Annotated in this window: 17 protein-coding genes; 10 read left to right on the top strand and 7 right to left on the bottom strand. The window is 62.6% G+C overall.

Annotation, left to right across the window (positions count from 1 at the left end):
• Positions 1 to 5 precede the first annotated feature (5 nt).
• Both C8K61_RS11360 and C8K61_RS11355 read left to right on the top strand, forming a co-directional pair.
• Positions 6 to 1,205 carry an O-antigen ligase family protein gene (locus tag C8K61_RS11360; protein ID WP_108096371.1) on the top strand — a complete coding sequence of 400 codons (1,200 nt, stop codon included), beginning with the start codon at positions 6 to 8 and terminating at the stop codon, positions 1,203 to 1,205.
• A 211-nt stretch (positions 1,206 to 1,416) separates the two neighbouring features.
• Positions 1,417 to 2,292: a lipopolysaccharide core biosynthesis protein gene (locus C8K61_RS11355; RefSeq protein ID WP_146174277.1), complete on the top strand. Its 876-nt coding sequence runs from the start codon at positions 1,417 to 1,419 to the stop codon at positions 2,290 to 2,292.
• Here the strand turns inward: C8K61_RS11355 and C8K61_RS11350 are convergent.
• Positions 2,262 to 2,876, bottom strand: a complete 615-nt coding sequence (locus tag C8K61_RS11350) for a lipopolysaccharide kinase InaA family protein (RefSeq protein WP_108096369.1) — start codon at positions 2,874 to 2,876, stop codon at positions 2,262 to 2,264. The genes C8K61_RS11355 and C8K61_RS11350 overlap by 31 nt on opposite strands.
• A 35-nt stretch (positions 2,877 to 2,911) precedes the next feature.
• Between C8K61_RS11350 and msbA the strand changes: the two genes are divergently transcribed.
• The 6 genes from msbA (at position 2,912) to C8K61_RS11320 (ending at position 11,219) form a co-directional block, all read left to right on the top strand.
• Positions 2,912 to 4,702 carry a lipid A export permease/ATP-binding protein MsbA gene (msbA, locus tag C8K61_RS11345; protein ID WP_108096368.1) on the top strand — a complete coding sequence of 597 codons (1,791 nt, stop codon included), beginning with the start codon at positions 2,912 to 2,914 and terminating at the stop codon, positions 4,700 to 4,702.
• Positions 4,699 to 5,598 (top strand): GNAT family N-acetyltransferase, encoded by a 900-nt coding sequence (locus C8K61_RS11340; RefSeq protein ID WP_108096367.1) that lies wholly within the window; start codon positions 4,699 to 4,701, stop codon positions 5,596 to 5,598. Before msbA ends, C8K61_RS11340 begins: the two co-directional genes overlap by 4 nt.
• Positions 5,599 to 5,610: 12 nt before the next feature.
• The gene (locus C8K61_RS11335) at positions 5,611 to 7,011 is read left to right on the top strand and encodes a PIG-L deacetylase family protein (RefSeq protein WP_108096366.1); all 1,401 of its coding nucleotides are present in this window, start codon (positions 5,611 to 5,613) and stop codon (positions 7,009 to 7,011) included.
• 81 nt (positions 7,012 to 7,092) lie between these two features.
• A complete protein-coding gene (gene hldE / locus C8K61_RS11330; RefSeq protein ID WP_108096365.1) occupies positions 7,093 to 8,517 on the top strand; it encodes a bifunctional D-glycero-beta-D-manno-heptose-7-phosphate kinase/D-glycero-beta-D-manno-heptose 1-phosphate adenylyltransferase HldE in 1,425 nt (474 codons plus the stop codon).
• 181 nt (positions 8,518 to 8,698) lie between these two features.
• Positions 8,699 to 9,991 (top strand): acyl-CoA dehydrogenase family protein, encoded by a 1,293-nt coding sequence (locus C8K61_RS11325; protein WP_108096364.1) that lies wholly within the window; start codon positions 8,699 to 8,701, stop codon positions 9,989 to 9,991.
• A 19-nt stretch (positions 9,992 to 10,010) separates the two neighbouring features.
• Complete coding sequence (locus C8K61_RS11320) at positions 10,011 to 11,219, top strand: acyl-CoA dehydrogenase family protein (RefSeq protein WP_108096363.1); 1,209 nt, start codon at positions 10,011 to 10,013, stop codon at positions 11,217 to 11,219.
• Between the two features lie 80 nt (positions 11,220 to 11,299).
• Here C8K61_RS11320 and C8K61_RS11315 read toward each other — a convergent pair whose 3' ends face one another.
• The 4 genes from C8K61_RS11315 to C8K61_RS11300 form a co-directional block, all read right to left on the bottom strand.
• On the bottom strand, positions 11,300 to 12,211 hold the full coding sequence (locus C8K61_RS11315) for a metal ABC transporter ATPase (RefSeq protein ID WP_108096362.1): 912 nt from the start codon (positions 12,209 to 12,211) through the stop codon (positions 11,300 to 11,302).
• 69 nt (positions 12,212 to 12,280) lie between these two features.
• Positions 12,281 to 13,102, bottom strand: coding sequence for an aldo/keto reductase (locus tag C8K61_RS11310; protein WP_108096361.1), 822 nt, complete (start codon positions 13,100 to 13,102; stop codon positions 12,281 to 12,283).
• Positions 13,099 to 14,274 carry an FAD-binding oxidoreductase gene (locus tag C8K61_RS11305; RefSeq protein WP_108096360.1) on the bottom strand — a complete coding sequence of 392 codons (1,176 nt, stop codon included), beginning with the start codon at positions 14,272 to 14,274 and terminating at the stop codon, positions 13,099 to 13,101. Before C8K61_RS11305 ends, C8K61_RS11310 begins: the two co-directional genes overlap by 4 nt.
• Before the next feature lie 141 nt (positions 14,275 to 14,415).
• Positions 14,416 to 14,748 carry a multidrug efflux SMR transporter gene (locus C8K61_RS11300; protein WP_108096359.1) on the bottom strand — a complete coding sequence of 111 codons (333 nt, stop codon included), beginning with the start codon at positions 14,746 to 14,748 and terminating at the stop codon, positions 14,416 to 14,418.
• 107 nt (positions 14,749 to 14,855) lie between these two features.
• Here C8K61_RS11300 and C8K61_RS11295 point away from each other — a divergent pair, with 107 nt between their 5' ends.
• On the top strand, positions 14,856 to 15,740 hold the full coding sequence (locus C8K61_RS11295) for a LysR family transcriptional regulator (RefSeq protein WP_108096358.1): 885 nt from the start codon (positions 14,856 to 14,858) through the stop codon (positions 15,738 to 15,740).
• Between the two features lie 31 nt (positions 15,741 to 15,771).
• Positions 15,772 to 17,046, top strand: coding sequence for a lipid IV(A) 3-deoxy-D-manno-octulosonic acid transferase (gene waaA / locus C8K61_RS11290; protein ID WP_108096357.1), 1,275 nt, complete (start codon positions 15,772 to 15,774; stop codon positions 17,044 to 17,046).
• Positions 17,047 to 17,199: 153 nt separating this feature from the next.
• Here the strand turns inward: waaA and C8K61_RS11285 are convergent, their stop codons facing one another.
• Together C8K61_RS11285 and parC are read right to left on the bottom strand one after the other, a co-directional pair.
• On the bottom strand, positions 17,200 to 17,904 hold the full coding sequence (locus C8K61_RS11285) for a membrane integrity-associated transporter subunit PqiC (protein ID WP_108096356.1): 705 nt from the start codon (positions 17,902 to 17,904) through the stop codon (positions 17,200 to 17,202).
• A 209-nt stretch (positions 17,905 to 18,113) separates the two neighbouring features.
• Positions 18,114 to 20,366: a DNA topoisomerase IV subunit A gene (parC, locus tag C8K61_RS11280; RefSeq protein ID WP_108096355.1), complete on the bottom strand. Its 2,253-nt coding sequence runs from the start codon at positions 20,364 to 20,366 to the stop codon at positions 18,114 to 18,116.
• Position 20,367 lies beyond the last annotated feature (1 nt).

The following is a 20,367-nucleotide window of genomic DNA, read 5'->3' as shown; positions in this document are numbered from 1 at the left end:
TTTTTATGGGATTGATTGAGGCTTTTCGATTGCGCGGTCTGACTTTGCAAGAAGCGGCACATAAATGGATCGCAGTGGGTTTTTTACTTTACCTAGGCTCCATTTTCTTTTTTGAAGGTAGTCAGCAAAAAACGTTTTTCTACTTGTTGGTGGCTTTGCCGGCCCTTTTGTTGCTGGTTCGCTCGACTGTGTTGTTCCGTAAAGACGCTTTGGCGCTAACGACTCTCATGGTCTTTTTCGGGTACTTCTCACTGAGTACCTTGTGGTCAGGAGGGGACGGTTCGCTTAAGGATGCGGCCAAGTACTGTCTTTATATTTATTGCTTGATGTTAGGGATTGAAGGTGTAACGAGCCGCTTCAGTTCACAGTTTATTGCCACGTACATCGTCTTGGTCGGTGGTGTCGCAGCGTGCGCATACTTGCTGGCTATGTTGCTGGGTGATGTACCGGTCTCGGCGTTTGTTACCGGTCGCTACTCGCTGAATCAAATGGCTGGGTGGGGGCCGGGTAACCCAATTAATTCGGCCGTGATATTTGGGATCATGGCCATTGCAGCGTGGTGGTTACTTCCGAATAAAAAGTGGCCGCTGCAGTTGGGTTTAATGGTTCTATTTGCGCTAGCTGTCACCCTTATGTTCGTGACGAAAAGCAGAGGTCCTTTGTTGGCATTGGCCGTCATCGTGCTGCTGATCATATCGTTTAGGCGAAGCAAGATTGATTTGATTGTGCTGTCGCTGGGAGTTGTTTTGATTGCGGTAGTGGCGGCGCTTTCGAATCTGGATGCAGTGGTGGCGGAACGTGTAGCTTCACCCAACTATCGCGGCGTTATCTGGACTGAAGTGCTACAGCAATTTAAAAGTCACTGGCTGATTGGCCGTGGTCTTGGCAATGATGCCGAAATTGCCATTTCTAACGGAATGGTAGTGACTCATTCGCACTCTTCTTTGTTCGAGGCGTTTCGCACGGGTGGCCTGCTAGGTGGTTTGCTGTTTATTAGCATGGCCTTATTGCTGGTTCGTCATTCGTTCCGCCGGCCAGCGGGTTACTTTTTCCTGCTTTGGCTCATTTACGGCGTGATGTGCCTGTCGACCAATGGTCGTGCGCTGATCATCAAACCATCGGTCGAATGGACAGCGTTCTGGCTTCCCTTGTTTTTGTTGTATTTTACGACGCGGCCCAGTCTCGAAGACCAACCGCGAGCTTAGTGCTTAAGCCGGTTCAGGCCGGCTGATAGTGCTTGCCGCTGCGCGTTCTGCACATGGCTATGATGTGAGCTAAAACATACGCTCAAGCGTCGTGCTGCATAGTCCTCACTATCGGCGACCACGAACAGAGGCCGACCAAATTGTTGATCAGCCGCCTCGTCAGCACAGAAAAAACAATCTGAACCCCGCGCTGTAACTTTTCTCGAAAATAATGGGCATGCATCGGTGTTCGGTGCATCAACGAAGAGGGGCGCCTTGGATGGGCGAGTTTCATATTTCTAATAAAACGATGCCATTGGAGTGCTTCGATGCGTGTCGTAATAGCCGCACTGGGCCTGTGTTTATCGTGGCCTCCGGGCCTTCTACCAAAAATTTCCCGCTTGAGCAGTACGGGCAATACCCGATGATGGCGCTCAACGGTTCGATCTGCCGTTTCACTTCCCTAGGGATGGTTCCGGAGTATTACCTGTGCGACGACAGCGGCTTTGTTCGCAGTCGTCTGCCCTTGATGTTGCAAGCGGTGGAGCACGCTCGCCATCTGGTGCTGTCGCCACGGGTGATCGATACCTTGTTGGAGGCGGTGCCGGATGCGTTGAAAGGGCGCTCGGTGTTTTGTTTCGAACGCGCCGGGCGCAGTGATGAGGCGCATCGCCGGCTTAGCCCGCGGCAATTTTCCCGTGCCGTGCGCGATGACAGTGATTTCGAATGCAACTATTCATGGCTGCGTCAGAAACCTAACCGCATTGGTTTCAGCCGCAATTTGAAAAAAGGCTATTTCAACGGTCGCACCATTCCCTATGCAGCCATTCAGCTGGCCTGTCACCTGGGTTTTAATCAGGTTTTTCTGGTCGGGTTGGATTTACGTTCCGGTGTCGGCCGTTTTTATGAAGACGGTGCCGCGGCAGTGTCCAGCCGCCTGGACTGCGATTTCAAAGACTACATTCTGCCGAGCTTCCAGCTATTGGCCGAACGGGTGATCAAGCCGGAGTTTCAGGTCTACAACCTGTCTGCCGACAGTCGCCTGCCCGACCGCCTGGTGCCGAAGCTGGAGCTTGGTCAACTGGACGCTTTGCTCGCCAGGGCATAAGCGGCCAGCAACTCCTCCCACGGAAACCCGTCGACCTTGCGCCGCTGCAGATAGCCGCGCAGGTGTTCGAAGTTGCGCCGCACCAGGCGTTTGCCCAAGGGGCCGCGCTTGAAGCGCATGTCGAGGAAATCGATCAGGCCGAAACCGCCGTCAGCCGTCAGCAGAATGTTGCCCAAATGCAGCGAGCGGAAATAGAGGCCGTGCTGGTGTAACCGGTAGATATAGGCGGCCAACTGCGGCAGCAGCGTCAGAAAACGTGTCTTGTCGTTGCGAAATATGCCGTCCAGCGGCTCGCCTGGCAGTGGCTGATACAGGCAGGCGCTAACTGCATTTTCCCGGTCGATCCACACGCACTCCTCAATCAACGGCGTGGCGATGCCGGCCTGTTGCAAGCGTTGCGCATTGCGGCTGAATCGCTGTGCCGACGGCAGCAGCCGGGCCAGGAACGGGGTGCGGCGACTGCGCATGATCTTCAGCAAGCGGCCATCGGCCAGGCGCACCACCTTGGGACCAAAACTGTCTTTTTCCAGAAGCTCGCCATGGCTGAGCCAATCTTGTAATTCGTTCGCTGCTACAATCCGCATCTTTTCTCTCAAGCCAGTCGTATGAGGCGTGCCGAATGGCCAAAACCAGTGAGCAATCCAGTCTGAAAATCTACGTGCGACTGCTCAAGTATGTGTTGCCGTACTGGGGCGCTTTTGCCATCAGTATTTTCGGCTTCGTGATCTTCGCGTCCAGCCAGCCGATGTTGGCGGACATGCTCAAACACTTTCTCGATGCTCTGGATCCAGCCAAAGACGCCAAGTTTCTTGGCATTTCGCTGGTGCTCGGCGTGCCGATTCTGATTGTACTCATTGCCGTCTACCAGGGCATAGGCTCATTTCTGGGCAACTACTACCTGGCCAAGGTCTCCCGCGGCCTGGTGCACGACCTGCGCGTGGCGCTGTTCAACAGCCTGCTGACCCTGCCCAATCGCTACTTCGACAACAACAACTCCGGTCACCTGATTTCGCGCATCACCTACAACGTGACCATGGTCACCGGCGCCGCCACCGACGCCATCAAGGTGGTGATCCGTGAAGGCCTGACCGTGGTGTTCCTGTTCGGCTACCTGGTGTACAGCAACTGGAAATTGACCATGGTGCTGCTGGCGATTCTGCCCATCATCGCGGTGCTGGTGACCAGTGCGAGCAAGAAATTCCGCAGCCAGAGCAAGAAGATTCAAGTGGCCATGGGCGATGTCACTCACGTCGCCTCGGAAACGATTCAGGGTTATCGCGTAGTGCGCAGCTTCGGTGGCGAAACCTACGAGAAAAATCGTTTTCGCGATGCCAGCGAAGACAACATGAACCGCAGCCTGGGCATGACCCGCACCCAGTCGATCTACACGCCGAGCCTGCAATTGGTGATCTACATCGGCATGGCCGTGCTGATGTACCTGGTGCTCTACCTCCGTGGTGACGCCTCGCCGGGTGAGCTGATTGCCTACATCACCGCGGCCGGTCTGTTGCCCAAGCCGATTCGCCAATTGTCCGAAGTCAGCGCCACCATTCAGAAAGGTCTGGCCGGTGCCGAGAGTATTTTCGAACAGCTCGACGAAGAGCCGGAAGTCGACGCCGGCAGCATCGAGCTCGAGCGGGCCAGCGGGCACCTGGAAGTGCGTAACCTCAACTTCCAATACCCGGGTACCGAGCGCGCTGTGCTCAAGGACATCTCCTTTGTTGCCAAACCCGGGCAGATGGTGGCCCTGGTTGGCCGCTCCGGCAGTGGCAAGTCGACCCTGGCCAACCTGATTCCGCGGTTTTATCACCACGATCAGGGCGAGATTCTTCTCGATGGCCTGGAGATCGAAACTTTCACCCTGACCAACCTGCGCCGCCACATCGCCCTGGTGACCCAGCACGTCACCCTGTTCAACGACACCGTGACCAACAACATCGCTTATGGCGACCTGGCCGGTGCGCCGTTCGAACTGGTGCGTCAGTCGGCGGAAGATGCCTACGCCGCCGAGTTCATCGAAAAGATGCCGCAGGGCTACGACACCCTGGTGGGCGAGAACGGAGTGTTGCTCTCCGGCGGCCAGCGCCAGCGCCTGGCAATTGCCCGTGCGCTGCTGAAAAACGCCCCGGTGCTGATTCTCGACGAAGCCACTTCGGCGCTGGACACCGAGTCCGAGCGGCATATCCAGGGCGCGTTGGACAAGGTCATGCAAGGGCGGACCACCCTGGTGATCGCCCACCGCCTGAGCACCATCGAGAAGGCCGATCTGATTCTGGTGATGGACCAGGGCGAGATCGTCGAGCGCGGCAGCCACGACGAACTGCTGGCTCTCAACGGCTACTACTCGCGCCTGCACGCCAAGCAGTTCAAGGAAGGCGATGAAGCCGAAGCGGAGCCGCTGCAGGCATGATCAGCCGGGTATGGCGCGGCTGGCGTGAACGCGGCTGGACCCCGATCGACGCCGATGCCTACGCGTCGGCGTGGGCGCGCTTGGGCGGCAGCGTCGCCACCCACCCGCAGGTGATTGAGCGCCTGGCCGGGCTGGCGGGCATTGCGGTGCGCTACCTCGGCTGGTTCGCCGGTGACGAGCTGGTCGCTGCCGTGCCGTGCTGGGGGCGCCACCTGGCGCTGTCGAAGGACGTGCTCAAGGCGCAGGGCAAACGTGGTTTGTTCGACTTGGGCAACGCGGAAATCATTCTGCCCGTGGCGCCCAGCGCGCAGGTGCCGGTGCGCCAGCGCATGCGCTACGTGTCTGAACTGAATGCCGGGCGTATCAGCAGCCTCAAGGCCCAGCCCGAAGGCTTGGCCCTGGCTCGTGCGCCAGAGGATTACTCCAAGAAATTTCGCTACAACCAGCGTCGCGAGCAGCGTTTGCTGGAAGAGGCGGGTGGGGTGATCCGGCCGATGCTCGAGCTGACGCCGGCCGAGCAGGCAAGCATTTATGCCGACCTGTTCCAGCGTCGCTGGGGCTTCGAGGCCACTGGCAAGGCGCACCTGGCCGAGGTGTTTACGCTGCTGCGCGAGTTCATGACCGGTTCGCTGATCTACCTCAACGACCTGCCGGTGGCGATTCAAGTGCTCTATCAGGTCCAAGCCCCGGAGTGGGTGAGCCTGGAATACATTAACGGTGGCGTCGACCCGCAGAACCGCGAGTTCAGCCCAGGCAGCGTGCTCAGCTTCATCAATACCCAAGACGCCTGGGCCGCCGCCCGCACCCTGGGCAAGCCGCTGCGCTACTCGTTCGGCCGCGCCGACCGTGAGTACAAAGACCGTTGGTGCCACACCGTGCCCGTGTTTCAGATCTGAGAGCCGAGCCTGATGAGCGCACGCAAACAGCAGCTGCTGAAAACCCATCGACGCAACAAGCGCTTGTTCCTGCTGGCTGCTTTGCTGCTGTTGGCGGTGCTGGGCGTGTTACTGGCCTGGTGGCTGGTGCCGCTGTTGCTGGTGCTGGGCTGGATCGGTCATGAAGCCTGGTTTGCCGACCACCTGTTCTATTCCCCCAGCGACAACTACCAGTACCAGTTCCCAGCCGGCACCGCTCAGCAGAGGGTGAGCCTGGCGGGCGGCAAGGTGCAACTGAGCGGTGAACTCGCCGCTGGTGAAACCTTGATGCTATCGGTGCAACTGCGCGCCAGCTGGTTGGGCCGTTGGCTCGACCCCTATGTGCAGGTGGGTGATGACCGTCAGGATTTCGAGCGCGGTGTAGCGGGGCAGCGTTACCTCAATCTGTCCGGCCAGACCGCCGCGCTGGCGCAGGGCCAGCTAACGATCAAAGGGCGCTTCTGCCGTTTGGCGCCGGAAGGCGAGTTGTTCGGGCTGGTCAATCCGGACTATGCCGAGCAGGCGCTGATGATCCTCGCCCCGCATGCCGACGACGCCGAGCTGGCCGCCTTTGGCCTGTACAGCCGTAGCGCCAACGTCAGCATCGTCACCCTGACCCAGGGCGAAATCGAGGCCGAACCCTATCAACAGCTGGGGCTGTCGAGCCGCGAGGCCGCCAGACTCAAGGGCAGGTTGCGGGCCTGGGACAGCCTGGCCGTGCCGCTGTGGGGCGGTGTGCCGGCCAGTCGTTGCCTGCAGTTGGGCTACTACTGCCTGCAATTGCCGGCCATGGCCGCCGAGCCAGACACAGCCTTCGGTTCGCGGGAATCCGGCGAGAGCGATGTGCGCACCGTTCGCCAACACAACCCGCTGCGCCTACCGGCCGATATCGATGGCGCGCCCAGCTGGCGCAATCTGGTGGCAGATCTGGTCGAGGCGCTGGAGCATTTTCGCCCGCAGGTGGTGGTCACCCCGCACCCCGAGCTGGACCCGCATGCCGACCACGTCGCCACGACCCAGGCACTGCAGCAAGCTATCGCCCGCAGCAGCTGGAAGCCATCGACGCTGCTTCTGTACGCCAACCATTTGCACGATAACGACCGCTGGCCGATGGGCCCGGCGGGTAACGGAATTGCCCTGCCGCCCGCCATCGAAGCGCTGCCGCCCGACCGTCTGTGGAGCCCGTCACTGAGCGCCGCAGTGCAGTTGGACAAGGCCATGGCGCTATGTATGCAACACGATCTGCAAGGCCGGCCGCCGTTGAAAAAGCGCCTGCGCCGGTTGCTTCAGCAACTCCTTGCCGGGCGCCGCTGGCCGGCCACCGGTGAGGATGAGTTCTTTCGTAAAGCGGTCAGACGGCACGAGCTGTTCTGGGCGCGTGATCTATCGGATTGAGGCGCTGTGCCCGGCCATGCGGCTGGGCGCGCACCTTGCTGTGCTATATTTTTGCCGCGTTTTAGCGTCCCCGGAGAGTCCATGAAGTTGTCCATGCCCCGTTTTGATCAGGCTGCCGTATTGGTGGTCGGTGATGTCATGCTCGACCGCTATTGGCATGGCGGCACCTCACGGATCTCTCCTGAGGCGCCCGTGCCGGTGGTGCGCGTCGACCAGATCGAAGACCGTCCCGGCGGTGCTGCCAACGTCGCGTTGAACATCGCCGCCCTCGGCGCACCGGCCCGTCTGGTCGGCGTTACCGGTGAAGACGAAGCGGCCGAGAGCCTTAGCGCCAGCCTGCAGGGCGCCAAGGTACAGGCGCACTTCCAGCGGATTGCCGGGCAACCGACCATCGTCAAGCTGCGGGTCATGAGCCGTCACCAGCAACTGCTGCGCATGGACTTCGAAGAACCGTTCAAGACCGACACCGTGGCTCTGACTGCCGCAGTTGAAAGTCAGCTGGACGGCATCAAGGTGTTGGTGCTCTCGGACTACGGCAAAGGCGCGCTGAAGAACCACCAGGAACTGATCCAGGTGGCCCGCGCACGTAATATCCCGGTGCTCGCCGACCCCAAGGGCAAGGACTTCGCCATCTACCGTGGCGCCAGCCTGATCACCCCGAACCTGAATGAATTCGAAACCATCGTTGGCCGTTGTGCCGACGAAGCCGAGCTGGTGGCCAAAGGCGCCGAGCTGATGCGCGAGCTGGAACTGGGCGCCTTGCTGGTGACCCGTGGCGAGCACGGCATGACCCTGCTGCGCCCTGGCCACCCGGCTCTGCACCTGCCGGCCCGGGCCCGCGAAGTGTTTGATGTGACCGGCGCTGGTGACACCGTTATTTCCACCCTGGCCGCCTCCATCGCCGCCGGTGAAGAACTGCCGCAAGCCGTGGCACTGGCTAACCTGGCTGCCGGTATCGTGGTTGGCAAACTCGGCACCGCCGCCATCAGCGCCCCGGAACTGCGCCGCGCTGTGCAGCGTGAGGAAGGCTCCGAGCGTGGCGTGCTGAGCCTGGAGCAACTGCTCACCAGCATCGATGATGCCCGCGCCCATGGCGAGAAAATCGTCTTCACCAATGGCTGCTTCGACATCCTGCATGCCGGCCACGTGACCTACTTGGAACAAGCGCGCGCCCAAGGCGACCGGCTGGTCTTGGCGGTCAACGACGACGCCTCGGTCAGCCGCCTGAAAGGCCCGGGCCGGCCGATCAACTCGGTGGACCGCCGTATGGCTGTGCTCGCCGGCCTTGGCGCGGTGGACTGGGTGGTGAGCTTCAGCGAAGACACCCCGGAAAACCTGCTGCGCGCGGTCAAGCCCGATGTGCTCGTCAAAGGCGGCGACTATGGCGTGGACCAGGTGGTCGGTGCCGATATCGTCAACGCCTATGGCGGCGAAGTGCGGGTTCTCGGTCTGGTGGAAAACAGCTCCACTACCGCCATCGTCAACAAGATCCTCGAACGCAAATAAAAGCATTGAGGCTGAAGCCTCTCCCACAGAGTTCGTATTTGCCTGTGGGAGGGGCTTTAGCCGCGATGTCTTTGATCTTCAGCGCCATATGGCCGACCTGCCAGCTTCAAGCGGCGCACCGGTCATAGGCGCGGCGAAATGACGCGCGCATTCTGCAGGCATCTTCATCCTGGACGGAAAGATGCCCATGAATGCCGATGTACAAGGCCGCGCTCTGGCCATTCTCAATCGCATGGCCCAGGCCGATTGGCCGGACCGCCTGAACCTGCGCAAACCCTTTGAAAAGCTGATTTACAGCGGCAGCCGCGCGAGCTTTCGTATGGCCGCCGACCGCGCGCAAAAAGGTGGCAATCGCGCCCCGCGCAAGGTCGACCCGGATGCGTTGTTTGACCTGTTCCTGAGTGACGAACAACAGATGCTGGTGGACATGCTCGCCAGTTTTGCCAGCGAAGTGCTGCGCCCGGCCGCCCATGACGCCGACGCCAATGCCGCCATTCCCGCCGAGTTGCTCAATCAGGCCCAAGACCTGGGGCTGACCTTCTATGGTGTCAGCGAAGTGCACGGCGGCATGGCCGGCGAGCGCACCACGGTCAGCAATGCGTTGATCGCCGAGGCCCTGGCCAAAGGTGATATGTCCCTGGCCGCCGCCCTGCTGGTGCCGTTGTCAGCGGCCAACTGCATCCGTCGCTGGGGGGCTGCTGAACAGCAGCAACGCTGGCTGCCGGCGTTTGTTGGCGAAACCAGCGCGCCCGTGATGGCGATTGCGGTGAACGAGCCCGAGGCGCTGTTCGACCCGCAGAGGCTAACGACCAAGGCCAAGCGCCGCGGCAAGCACTACCACCTCAGCGGCGAAAAATGCCTGGTGCTGCGCGGCCTGGATGCCAGCCACCTGATCATCGCCGCCGAGGCACAAAACGGCCCGGCATTGTTTATCGTCGAAGCCGGCAGCAAAGGCCTGCAGCGTTTCCCTGAGCCGGGGATGGGCCTCAAGGCCGGCGCCACGGCACGGGTCAAACTCAAAAGCGTGAAAGTGCCTGCCGAGCAGCGCCTGAACGCCGAGCACTTCAACTACCAAAGCTTCCTCGACCACGCCGCCCTGGCCTGGTGTGCCCTGGCCATTGGCACGGGGCAGGCGGCGCTGGACTACGTCACCACTTACTGCAACGAGCGCGTCGCGTTCGGTGAACCCATCAGCCACCGTCAGGGCGTGGCCTTTATGGTGGCTGATATCGCCATCGAACTGGACGCCATGCGCATGCTCACCTGGCGCGCCTGTGCGCGGGCCGAGCAAGGCCTGCCGTTCCACCGCGAAGCCTATCTGGCCCGTCTGCTGTGCGCCGAAAAGGCCATGAAGATCGGCACCGACGCCGTGCAGTTGCTCGGTGGCCACGGCTTTACCAAAGAACATCCAGCCGAGCGCTGGTACCGCGACCTGCGCGCCGTGGCCGTGATGGCCGGCGGCCTGCAGCTTTGATCGCCCGGGAGCTACGCACATGAATCTGGAAACCCCGAAGAAGTTCTCTGGCCTGGTGCATCAGGCCCATCAAGTGGCGGCCAACTATTTCCGGCCGATCTCACGCAAATACGACAAGGCCGAGCACGGCTACCCCAAGGAGCTCGACCTGCTGGCCGCGCTGCTCGATGGCATGAACGCTGGCTCGCCGGACGCCATTGGCGCCACCTCGGCGAGCAAGCGCGGCGCGGCGAAATCCCTGGAAGAGGGCGTGAAGAACGGCGGCAACCTGTCGGCGCTGCTCGGCGTGATGGAGCTGTGCTGGGGCGACGTCGGCCTGCTGCTGGCGATGCCGCGCCAGGGCCTGGGCAACGCGGCCATCGCCGCGGTGGCCAATGACGAGCAGCTGCAGCGTTTCAGCGGTACCTGGGCGGCCATGGCCATTACGGAACCGGGCACCGGCTCCGACTCGGCGGCCATCCGCACGACGGCGCGCAAGGACGGCGATCACTATGTGCTCAATGGCGAGAAGATCTTCGTCACCTCCGGTGAGCGTGCTGATTCGGTGGTGGTCTGGGCCACCCTCGACAAAGCCTTGGGCCGGGCGGCGATCAAGTCCTTTGTGGTCGAGCATGGCACCCCGGGGATGAGCGTCACCCGCCTGGAAAAGAAACTCGGTATCAAGGCTTCCGACACCGCCTCCATCAGCTTCAGCGACTGCCGGGTGCCGGCCGCCAACCTACTGGGCAACCCGGAAGTGGATGTACAAAAGGGCTTTGCCGGGGTGATGGAAACCTTCGACAACACCCGGCCGCTGGTGGCCGGTATGGCCATCGGTGTGGCCAAGGCTTCGCTCGACCGCACCCGCGAACTGCTCAAGGACAGCTTTCGTTTTGACTACGCCAAGCCCTTATTGGCCGTCAGCCATGCCGAAGCCACGCTGTATCGCCTGGAGGCCGAATGGGAAGCGGCGCGCCTGCTGACCCTGAAGGCCGCGTGGATGGCGGACAACAAACTGCCCAACTCCAAGGAAGCCTCCATCGCCAAAGCCAAGGCGGGCAGGGTGGCCAATGAAGTGACGCTCAAGTGTGTGGAGTTGGCGGGGGCGTTGGGTTATGGCGAGGATGAGCTGCTGGAGAAGTGGGCGCGGGATTCGAAGATTCTCGACATCTTCGAAGGTACCCAGCAGATCCAGTTGTTGATCGTGGCGCGGCGGCTGTTGGGTAAAAGTTCGAGCGAGTTGAAATAGATCACATGCATCGCGGCTAAAGCCGCTCCTACGGACCGCACGTCCTTGTAGGAGCGGCTTTAGCCGCGGTGCTTTTTGGTCTAGCTACACGCCACTTTTGCCTGGGGCTTTTTTGCCTCCAGTCCCTGCTGGGCCACCCAGTCTTTCCAGCGAATCCGTTCTTCCTTCACCAGCCACCCTTCCTGCGGCGCAAAGCTTTCCGCCAGCCAGATGCCACGGGTGCTCGCCGGCACCAGCGCGCCTTGCTTGAGGGTCAGCAGGTCGGCGCAGGGTTTGCCCTGGTGCAGCGGAATCAGGTACAGGTCCGGCCGGCGTCGATCCAGGCGCGCGACCAATTTGTCTTCTTCGAGCTTTTCATCGACATGAAACAGGCTGAGCTGGCGCGTGTCTTTGGGCAGTTCCAGGCGCAGGTCGTAGACCAGCTGCAAAGACGACGTGGGCACATGCACATAGGCCCGTGGCCGTTCGATCAGGGTTAGGTTGCCGCAGCGGATCGGCCGCGCCGCGCCGGACAGCGGGCTGAGGCTGAAACTCGCCGATTGCCGGTAGCGCAGGGCATTCTGGTAGGGAGTCGGCAGCCAGGTGTCGCCAAAGCGCCCGCCCAGCCAACCTTCCGGGGTTTCCAGCAGGCACTCTTCGGCCACTTCCTGAATGGCGGTCAGCAGCGGCAGGTTCAGTTCATGGGCCGGCACATAACCGGAGATCAGCTTGAGCACCACATCGCCGCGGTCGGCGCGGCGTTGGCGCACCAGCACCCAATAGTCGCGGCCTTGCCAGCTGAGGGTCAGGCGTACCGAGACGCCGAGGTTGGCCAATTCAACCTGGAAGGTTTCGCTTTCGCTAAGGGGCAGGGGCTGGCGACGGTCCAGCACCTGGCCAAAATTCAGTGGCGGGCCGATGCCTTCATAACTCAGGCCACTGGCGTTGGCTTCGACGTTGAGGGCAAGGGTCTTGAAGTCGCTGGGGGCTTTTCGAGTCAGTGTCTTTGGCATTTCGGCTCCTTCGTCGTGGGCTTCAGGTCTGAAGCCTCCATGGCTGGCGTAGGCCGTATTTATTCTGTTTTAGCCAGCGCGCAGCTCACGAATAACGTCGGCGGCGGTGGCGACATTGTGTGACAGGTGCAGCGGATTGATGGTTCCGACAATAGCGCTGGCCACCGCCGGGTGAGCGAAGGCCAACTCGAAGCTGGCACGTACCGGGTCGACGCCCGGTTCCAGGCACACGTGACCGCTGGCCAGGGCCTTCTTCAGCAGAATGCCTTTGCCGTGTTGCCAAGCGTAGTCGAGCACCGGGCGTTCGCCCTGTTCATTGAGGTTGTAGGTGACCATGGCGCAGTCGCCGTGCTCCAGGGCCAGCAGGCCGCCTTCCACGGTCTTGCCGGAAAAACCGTAAGCGCCGATCTTGCCTTCGGCCTTGAGGGCCGCGAGGGTCTGATACACCTCGTGCTGTTGCAGGACATGCAGGTCGTTGCCGTCGGAATGCACCAGCATCAGGTCGATCTGCTCGGTCTCCAGGCGCTTGAGGCTGCGCTCCACCGACAGGCGGGTGTGGGCGGCGGAGAAGTCGTGGTGCGACAGACCGTCGGTGAACTCCTCGCCCACCTTGCTGACGATCACCCACTGGTCACGCTGGCCGCGCAGCAGCGGGCCCAGGCGTTCTTCGCTGCGGCCGTAGGCCGGCGCGGTATCGATCAGGTTGATGCCCAGCTCCTGGGCCAGGTCCAGCAGCAGACGCGCGTCGGTGTCATCGGGAATTTGAAAGCCGTTGGGGTATTTCACGCCTTGGTCGCGGCCCAGTTTTACCGTGCCCAGGCCCAGGGGCGACACCAACAGCCCGGTGCTGCCTAACGGGCGGTGCAGGTCGTGCAGGGTTTTCTGACTCATGGCAGCAGGGTGTCCCAGGCGGTGGGCGCCACTTGCGGGCGCGGCAGTTCCGGTAGCGGCGCGTGCTGTCCAGGCTGCACGTTATCGCGCTGCAAAGCAGCCAATACGCGGTCTGCCAGATCGGGCGCGAGGGCCAGCTTGGTTGGCCAGCCGATCAGCAGGCGCTTGTGCTCGGCCAGGAAGGCGTTGTCCGGGCGTACCAGGCCGCTCTGCGCCGGTTCGGCACGATCAACCCGCAGGGTGGCCCAATGCGCCTGGCTGAAATCCACCCAGGGCAGCAGGTTGCTCAGCTCTTTCTGCGCCGCGGCGATCTGCGCCTGGCCGTCGCGGGCCACGCCGTCGGCTTCGGCCAGGTCGCCGCCCAGGTACCAGAGCCACTGGCCATCGGCGGTCGGGTGGCTGGTGACGGTGACGCGTGGCTTCGGTCCGCCGCCCAGGCAGTGGGCATACAACGGCTTCAGGGTCGGGCCCTTGACCATCACCATGTGCAGCGGCCGGCGTTGCATCAGTGGCTGGCTCTGGCCCAGGGCGGTCAGCAGGGCGGCATTGCCGGCGCCGGCGCTGAGCACCACGCGCTGGGCGCGAATCTCGCGGCCATCCACCACCAGGCCAGCCAGCTCGCCATCTTCGAGCAACGGCGTGATGGCTTCGCCGCTGAGCAGGCTGTCACCGGCCAGCTCGGCCAGGCGCTGGATCAGGCTCGGTACATCGAGCACCAGCTCATTGAGGCGGTAGACCTTGCCTTTGAATTTGGGGTCTTGCAGCGCCGGCGGCAGGTCGCTGCCTTTGACCTGATCGACGCGGGTGCGCACCGCCTTGCTGGCAAAGAAGCTGGTGAGGTTGCCGGCCAGGGTGCCGGGCGACCATAGATAGTGGGCTTGGGACAGCACCCTGGCGCCACGCAGGTCCAGCTCGCCGCTGCCCTCCAGCGCTTCGCGCCAGCGCCGGGGCATATCGGCGATGGCTTCCGAAGCACCGGTTAGAGCGCCATGCAGAGCGTACTTGGCGCCGCCATGGATGATCCCCTGCGACTTCACACTCTGGCCGCCGCCGAGGCTGGCGCTTTCCACCAGCACCGTGGCAAAGCCTTGCTGGCGCAGGCGCGCGTTCAGCCACAGGCCGGCGATACCGCCGCCGACGATCAGAATGTCAGTGTTAAGGGCTTGGGACATGGAGCAGGCTGCCTCACAGGAAAAACCGGCGGGCAGTATAACGCTCGATGTTCTAGGTGGGGATTTGCGTTGGGGCCGGCCCTCTCCCCCCGCCCTCTCCCGATTGCGGGAAAGGGCGGGGGGAGAGGGCTGCCGGCGACATCAATGACCGGTAGTACTCGAAAACAACTGAATCACCACCACCCCCGCCACAATCATCGCCATCCCCAGCATGGCGGGTAGGTCGAGCTTCTGGCTGTAAATGATCCCCGCCGCAATGCTCACCAGCACAATCCCCAACCCGGCCCACACGGCGTAGGCCACGCCGACCGGAATGGTGCGCACCACCAGGGTCAGCATCCAGAAGGAAATGGCGTAGCCGACGATCACCAGGGCCAGCGGCAGCGGCTTGTTGAGGCCGTCGATGGCTTTCATCGAGGTGGTGGCAATCACTTCCGAGGCAATGGCGATGCCTAAATACAGGTAACCGGACATGGCAGGGCTCCTTCGTTCGATTCTGTGTGTCGATGGCGGAGGATTCTAAGCGCTGGCGCGATGGGATAAAGTCATTACCTATCTGGATTGGAGATAGGGCGGCAGCCATGCAATGGAATTTCGAGCAGTTGCGCTTGTTCGTCAGCGTGGCGGAAAGCCAGTCGTTTTCTGCGGTGGCGCGGCGTTTGAACCGCGCGCAGTCAGCGGTGAGCACGGCAATTGCCATGTTGGAGACGGATCTGGGCATGTTGCTGTTCGACCGCAGCAGCGGCCGCCAGCCGCGCCTGACCGAAGCGGGGCTGGTGCTGTTGGAAGACGCACGGGAAATCCTGCGTCAGTGCGAGCGCCTGGAGGGCCGGGCCATGGGGCTGGTACGAGGCGAGGAAGCCTGTCTGCGTCTGGCCCAGGACGAAGCCATGCCGTATCAGCCGGTGCTCGACAGCCTGGAAGCGTTGGCGCGGCAGTTCCCGCGTCTGGAGGTGCAGCTGTCCAGCGGCGCCCAGGGCGATGTGGCGCGCAAGCTGCTGGAGCGGCGTGCCGACCTCGGCCTGCTGTTTCACCATGAAGACATGCCGCGCGCTCTGGAACGTCAGCGCCTGGGCACTATCGAGATGGTCACCGTCTGCGCCGCCGGCCATGCGCTGGCCAAGGCGCAATACGTTGACCGCCACGCCCTGGCCCAGCACCGCCAGTTGCTGATGACCCCGCAGGACAGCCAGTACCCCGGCGGCGAGCAGATCAGCCCGGCGGTGTGGCGCACCGACAGCTTCTATTCGATGGCCGAATTGGTGATGCGGAACCTCGGTTGGGCCTGGCTTCCGCGCCACGTGGCGCAGTACCCGACCTACCTCAATCAACTGGTGGAACTGCGCAGCGACTGGGCGCCGCCGCCGTTGGTGGTGGAGCTGGTGTGCCGGCGCGACGAAGCCCTGGGGCCGGCGGCGGTATGGCTGGCCGACTGTTTTGCCGAGCACCTGCAGGCAATCGGTTGAGCGCCGCTGCCAAGTCAGTAAACTGCCCGGCATGAATCGAGCCCTGTATACCCTGCTGTTTCACCTCGGCCTGCCGCTGATTGCGCTGCGCCTGTTCCTTCGTGGTCGCAAGGCACCGGCCTACCGGCAGCGTATCGGCGAGCGTTTTGCCTTCGGGCTGCCCGCGCTGCAACCAGGCGGCATATGGGTGCATGCAGTGTCGGTGGGCGAAAGCATCGCTGCGGCGCCGATGATTCGCGCGCTGCGGGCGCGTTATCCACAGCTGCCGATCACCGTCACCTGCATGACGCCCACCGGTTCCGAGCGTATTCAGGCGCTGTTTGCCGGGGACGCGTTGATCCAGCACTGCTACCTGCCCTATGACCTGCCCTGGGCGGCTGCACGTTTCCTTGATCGCGTGCGGCCCAAGCTGGCGGTGATCATGGAAACCGAGCTGTGGCCCAACCATATCCATCAATGCGCCAAACGCGGCATTCCGGTGGCGCTGGCCAATGGTCGGTTGTCCGAGCGTTCCGCCCGGGGTTATGGCCGCTTCGCCAAATTGACCGCGCCAATGCTGGCGGAAATGAGCCTGCTGGCGGTGCAGACCGACGCCGAAGCCGAGCGTTTCCGCCGCCTGGGTGCGCGTGCTGAATGTGTCACGGTGACCGGCTCGATCAAGTTCGACCTGACCATCGACCCCGAGCTGTTGCAACGCGCCGAAACCCTGCGCACCGAGTGGCAAGCCGTCGCGCGGCCGGTGTGGATCGCTGCCAGCACCCATGCCGGTGAGGACGAAATCATCCTCGCCGCCCACCAGCAACTATTGGCTCGCCATCCCGAGGCTTTGCTGATCCTGGTGCCGCGCCATCCCGAGCGTTTCAATAGCGTGTTCGAGCTGTGCGGCAAAGTAGGCCTGAACACCGTGCGCCGCTCTACCGCGGCGCCGGTCAACGACACCACGCAAGTGCTGCTCGGCGACACCATGGGCGAGCTGCTGTTTCTCTATGCCCTGGCCGATATCGCCCTGGTCGGCGGCAGCCTGGTGGCCAATGGCGGGCATAACCTGCTGGAGCCGGCGGCGCTGGGTAAGCCGGTATTGAGTGGCCCGCACCTGTTCAACTTCCTCGATATCGCCGCGCAGTTGCGCGAGGCGGGGGCGTTGCGCGAAGTGGGCGATGCGCAGCAGGTGGCGAATGTGGTGAGCGAGCTGTGGCGCAAGCCCGAAGAGGCTGAGCAGATGCGTGCAGCGGGGCAGGCGGTGATGCAGCGCAACCAAGGTGCGTTGGCACGGTTGCTCGCAGGGTTGGGTAAGTTGCTCAACTGAGCTGATGGCCCAGCTATCGCAATCGCGGCTGAAGCCGCTCCTACTGACCGCACTTTCCTGTAGGAGCCGGTACGGCGCTCCGATTAGCCGCGATGCTTTTGCGCGAGAAAAGACATAAAAAAACCGCTCAATTGAGCGGTTTTTTTATGGGGCTTAGAAGCGAAACACTTCCGTCTGTTGCCGTACCGGCGCCGCCTTCGGAATCTGCGGTGGCTCGGGGGTCTTGGCCGGTGCTGGCGCTGCCGCCGGCTTGCGGGTTTCTTCGGCTATCGGTTGTTCTGACAACGGCTTGATCGCCGTGGCCAACTGTTCGGCCAGGCGCCGCAGGATCACGCTCTGCGCGCGGACCTGGTCGGCCGAGCCGCCTTGATGCGGCTCTTCGATATGAATCAGGCGGCTGTCACGCAGTTGCCCACGGCGGTCGAGCAGGCGCCATTGGGCATCGAGCACGGCCGGTTGTTGCGGGCCGGAATCCATGCGGCTGATGGTCAGTTCCACTTGCACGTCCGGGATAAAACCGGCGGCGCCAGGGGCCATGACCAAGCGTTGGGTGTCCAGGCGCGAGGCCAGTTGGCGCAGCAGCACCTGGTCGATATCTGCGCCCAGGGTGCCGGCCCAGCGGGCTTCGGTGGCGGGGGTCAGGCTGCCATCCTGCTGGCGTTGCAGCAGGGTTTGCTGTTGCAGGTAGTCGGCGATCGACACCGGGCCCAGCAGCACGGCCACGCCTTTGTTGGCGACCGGCATTTTCGGGTTGCCGCTGTCGAGCTGGTACAGGGTTACTGGCTGCTGAGCAACGCAACCGACCATGCTCAATAGGCTGGTCAGCAACAGCAGCGAGGGAATTCGCAACGAAATCATCTATCTCATCCAGGCAGCGGCGTGCAGCCGCTTGCAGTAAATCACTGGGTCAGGCCGGCTATCATCCGACAAAGCTGCCGATGACTCCAGCCTCGCGAGCGTTACGGCGTGCGTCGAAGCCACACGGCAGAGCGTCCGCAGCGGGCGACACGGTCGGATCTGGCCGCGAACGGCGCGCATCAAGCGGTAGTGCGCGCCGTTCGTGCGGTTTAGCCTTCGACCAGCAAACCATCCACGCGTTGGAAACCACGCGGCAGTTTGTTGCCACGCCGACCGCGTTCGCCTTTGTAGTGCTCCAGGTCATCCGCTTTCAGCGACAGGGTGCGTTTGCCGGCTTGCAGCACCAGGGTCGCGCCGGCTGGCAACACCGCCAGGCCAGTGACGAACTCTTCGCGGCTGGCCACCCGGTCACCCGGCACGCCGATGATCTTGTTGCCTTTACCTTTGCCCAGTTGCGGCAAGTCGCTGACCTTGAACAGCAGCAGACGACCTTCGGTGGTCACGGCCGCCAGCCAATCTTCTTCGCGGTTGGCCACGGCTTGCGGGAGCAATACCTTGGCACCGTTCGGCAGGCTGAGCAGGGCCTTGCCGGCTTTGTTCTTGGCTTGCAGGTCTTCACCTTTGACCACGAAACCGTAACCGGCGTCCGAGGCGATCACGAACAGCGCGTCATCGTCGGGCAGCAGTACGCACTCGAAGGTGGCGCCTGGCGGTGGGGTCAGGCGGCCGGTCAGCGGCTCGCCCTGGCCACGGGCCGAGGGCAGCGAGTGCGCCGCCAGCGAGTAGCTGCGCCCGGTGGAGTCAATAAACACGGCGTACTGGTTGGAGCGCCCCGGTGCCGAGGCTTTGAACTCGTCGCCGGCTTTGTAGGAAAGGCCGGTGGCGTCGATGTCGTGGCCCTTGGCGCAGCGCACCCAGCCTTTTTCCGAGACCACCACCGTGACCGGTTCGGTCGGCATCAGCTCGGTTTCCGACAGTGCCTTGGCTTCCGCACGCGCGACGATTGGCGAGCGACGGTCGTCGCCATAGGTTTCGGCGTCGGCGATCAGCTCGGTACGCACCAGCTTGCGCAGTTTGCTTTCGCTGCCCAGCAGGGCTTGCAGCTTGGCTTGTTCCTTGGCGAGCTCTTCCTGCTCACCACGGATTTTCATTTCTTCCAGGCGGGCCAACTGACGCAGGCGGGTGTCGAGAATGTAATCGGCCTGGGTATCGGTGAGGGCAAAACGCTCCATCAGCACCGACTTGGGGTGGTCCTCGGTGCGGATGATATGGATCACTTCATCCAGGTTGAGGAAGGCGATCAGCAAACCGTCCAACAGGTGCAGGCGGCGCTCGACCTTGTCCAGGCGGAACTGCAGGCGGCGGCGCACGGTGCCGATGCGGAACACCAGCCATTCGCTGAGCAGCTGGCGCAGGTTCTTCACCTGCGGTTTGCCGTCCAGGCCAATGATGTTGATGTTCACCCGGTAGCTGGATTCCAGCTCCGTGGTGGCGAACAGGTGGGCCATCAGCTCATCGGCGTCCACGCGGTTGGAGCGCGGAATAATCACGATGCGGCATGGGTGTTCATGGTCCGACTCATCACGCAGGTCGGCGACCATGGGCAGCTTTTTCGCCTGCATCTGGCCGGCGATCTGTTCCAGCACTTTGGCACCGGAAACCTGGTGGGGCAGGGCGGTAACGACGATATCGCCATCTTCCACGCGGTACACAGCGCGCATGCGCACCGAGCCTTTGCCGGTTTCGTAGATTTTCAGCAGGTCGGCGCGCGGGGTGATGACTTCGGCTTCGGTCGGGTAGTCCGGGCCGAGTACGTGTTCACACAGCTCTTCGACCGTGGCTTTCGGCTCGTCCAGCAGGCGCACGCAGGCGCTGGCAACTTCGCGCAGGTTGTGCGGCGGCACGTCGGTGGCCATGCCCACGGCGATGCCGGTGGTGCCGTTGAGCAGCAGGTTGGGCAGGCGCGCCGGCAAAACGGCAGGCTCATCCAGGGTGCCGTCGAAGTTCGGCACCCAGTCCGCGGTGCCTTGGCCCAGTTCGGTCAGCAGCACTTCCGAGTAACGCGACAGGCGCGCTTCGGTGTACCGCATGGCGGCGAAGGATTTCGGATCATCCGGCGCCCCCCAGTTACCCTGGCCGTCGACCAGGGTGTAGCGGTAGCTGAACGGCTGGGCCATCAGCACCATGGCTTCGTAGCAGGCCGAGTCGCCGTGGGGGTGGAACTTACCCAGCACGTCACCGACGGTACGCGCCGATTTCTTGTGCTTGGAATCGGCGTCCAGGCCCAGCTCGCTCATGGCGTAGATGATGCGCCGCTGTACCGGCTTGAGGCCGTCACCAATGTGCGGCAAGGCGCGGTCCATGATTACGTACATGGAGTAGTTGAGGTAGGCCTGCTCGGTGAAGTCGGCCAGGGAGCGTCGCTCCACGCCGTCCAGGCTCAGGTCTAGAGAGTCGCTCATG

The organism is Pseudomonas sp. GV071, assembly GCF_003050835.1.
GTDB lineage: Bacteria > Pseudomonadota > Gammaproteobacteria > Pseudomonadales > Pseudomonadaceae > Aquipseudomonas.
This window is presented reverse-complemented; position numbering and strand designations above follow the sequence as displayed.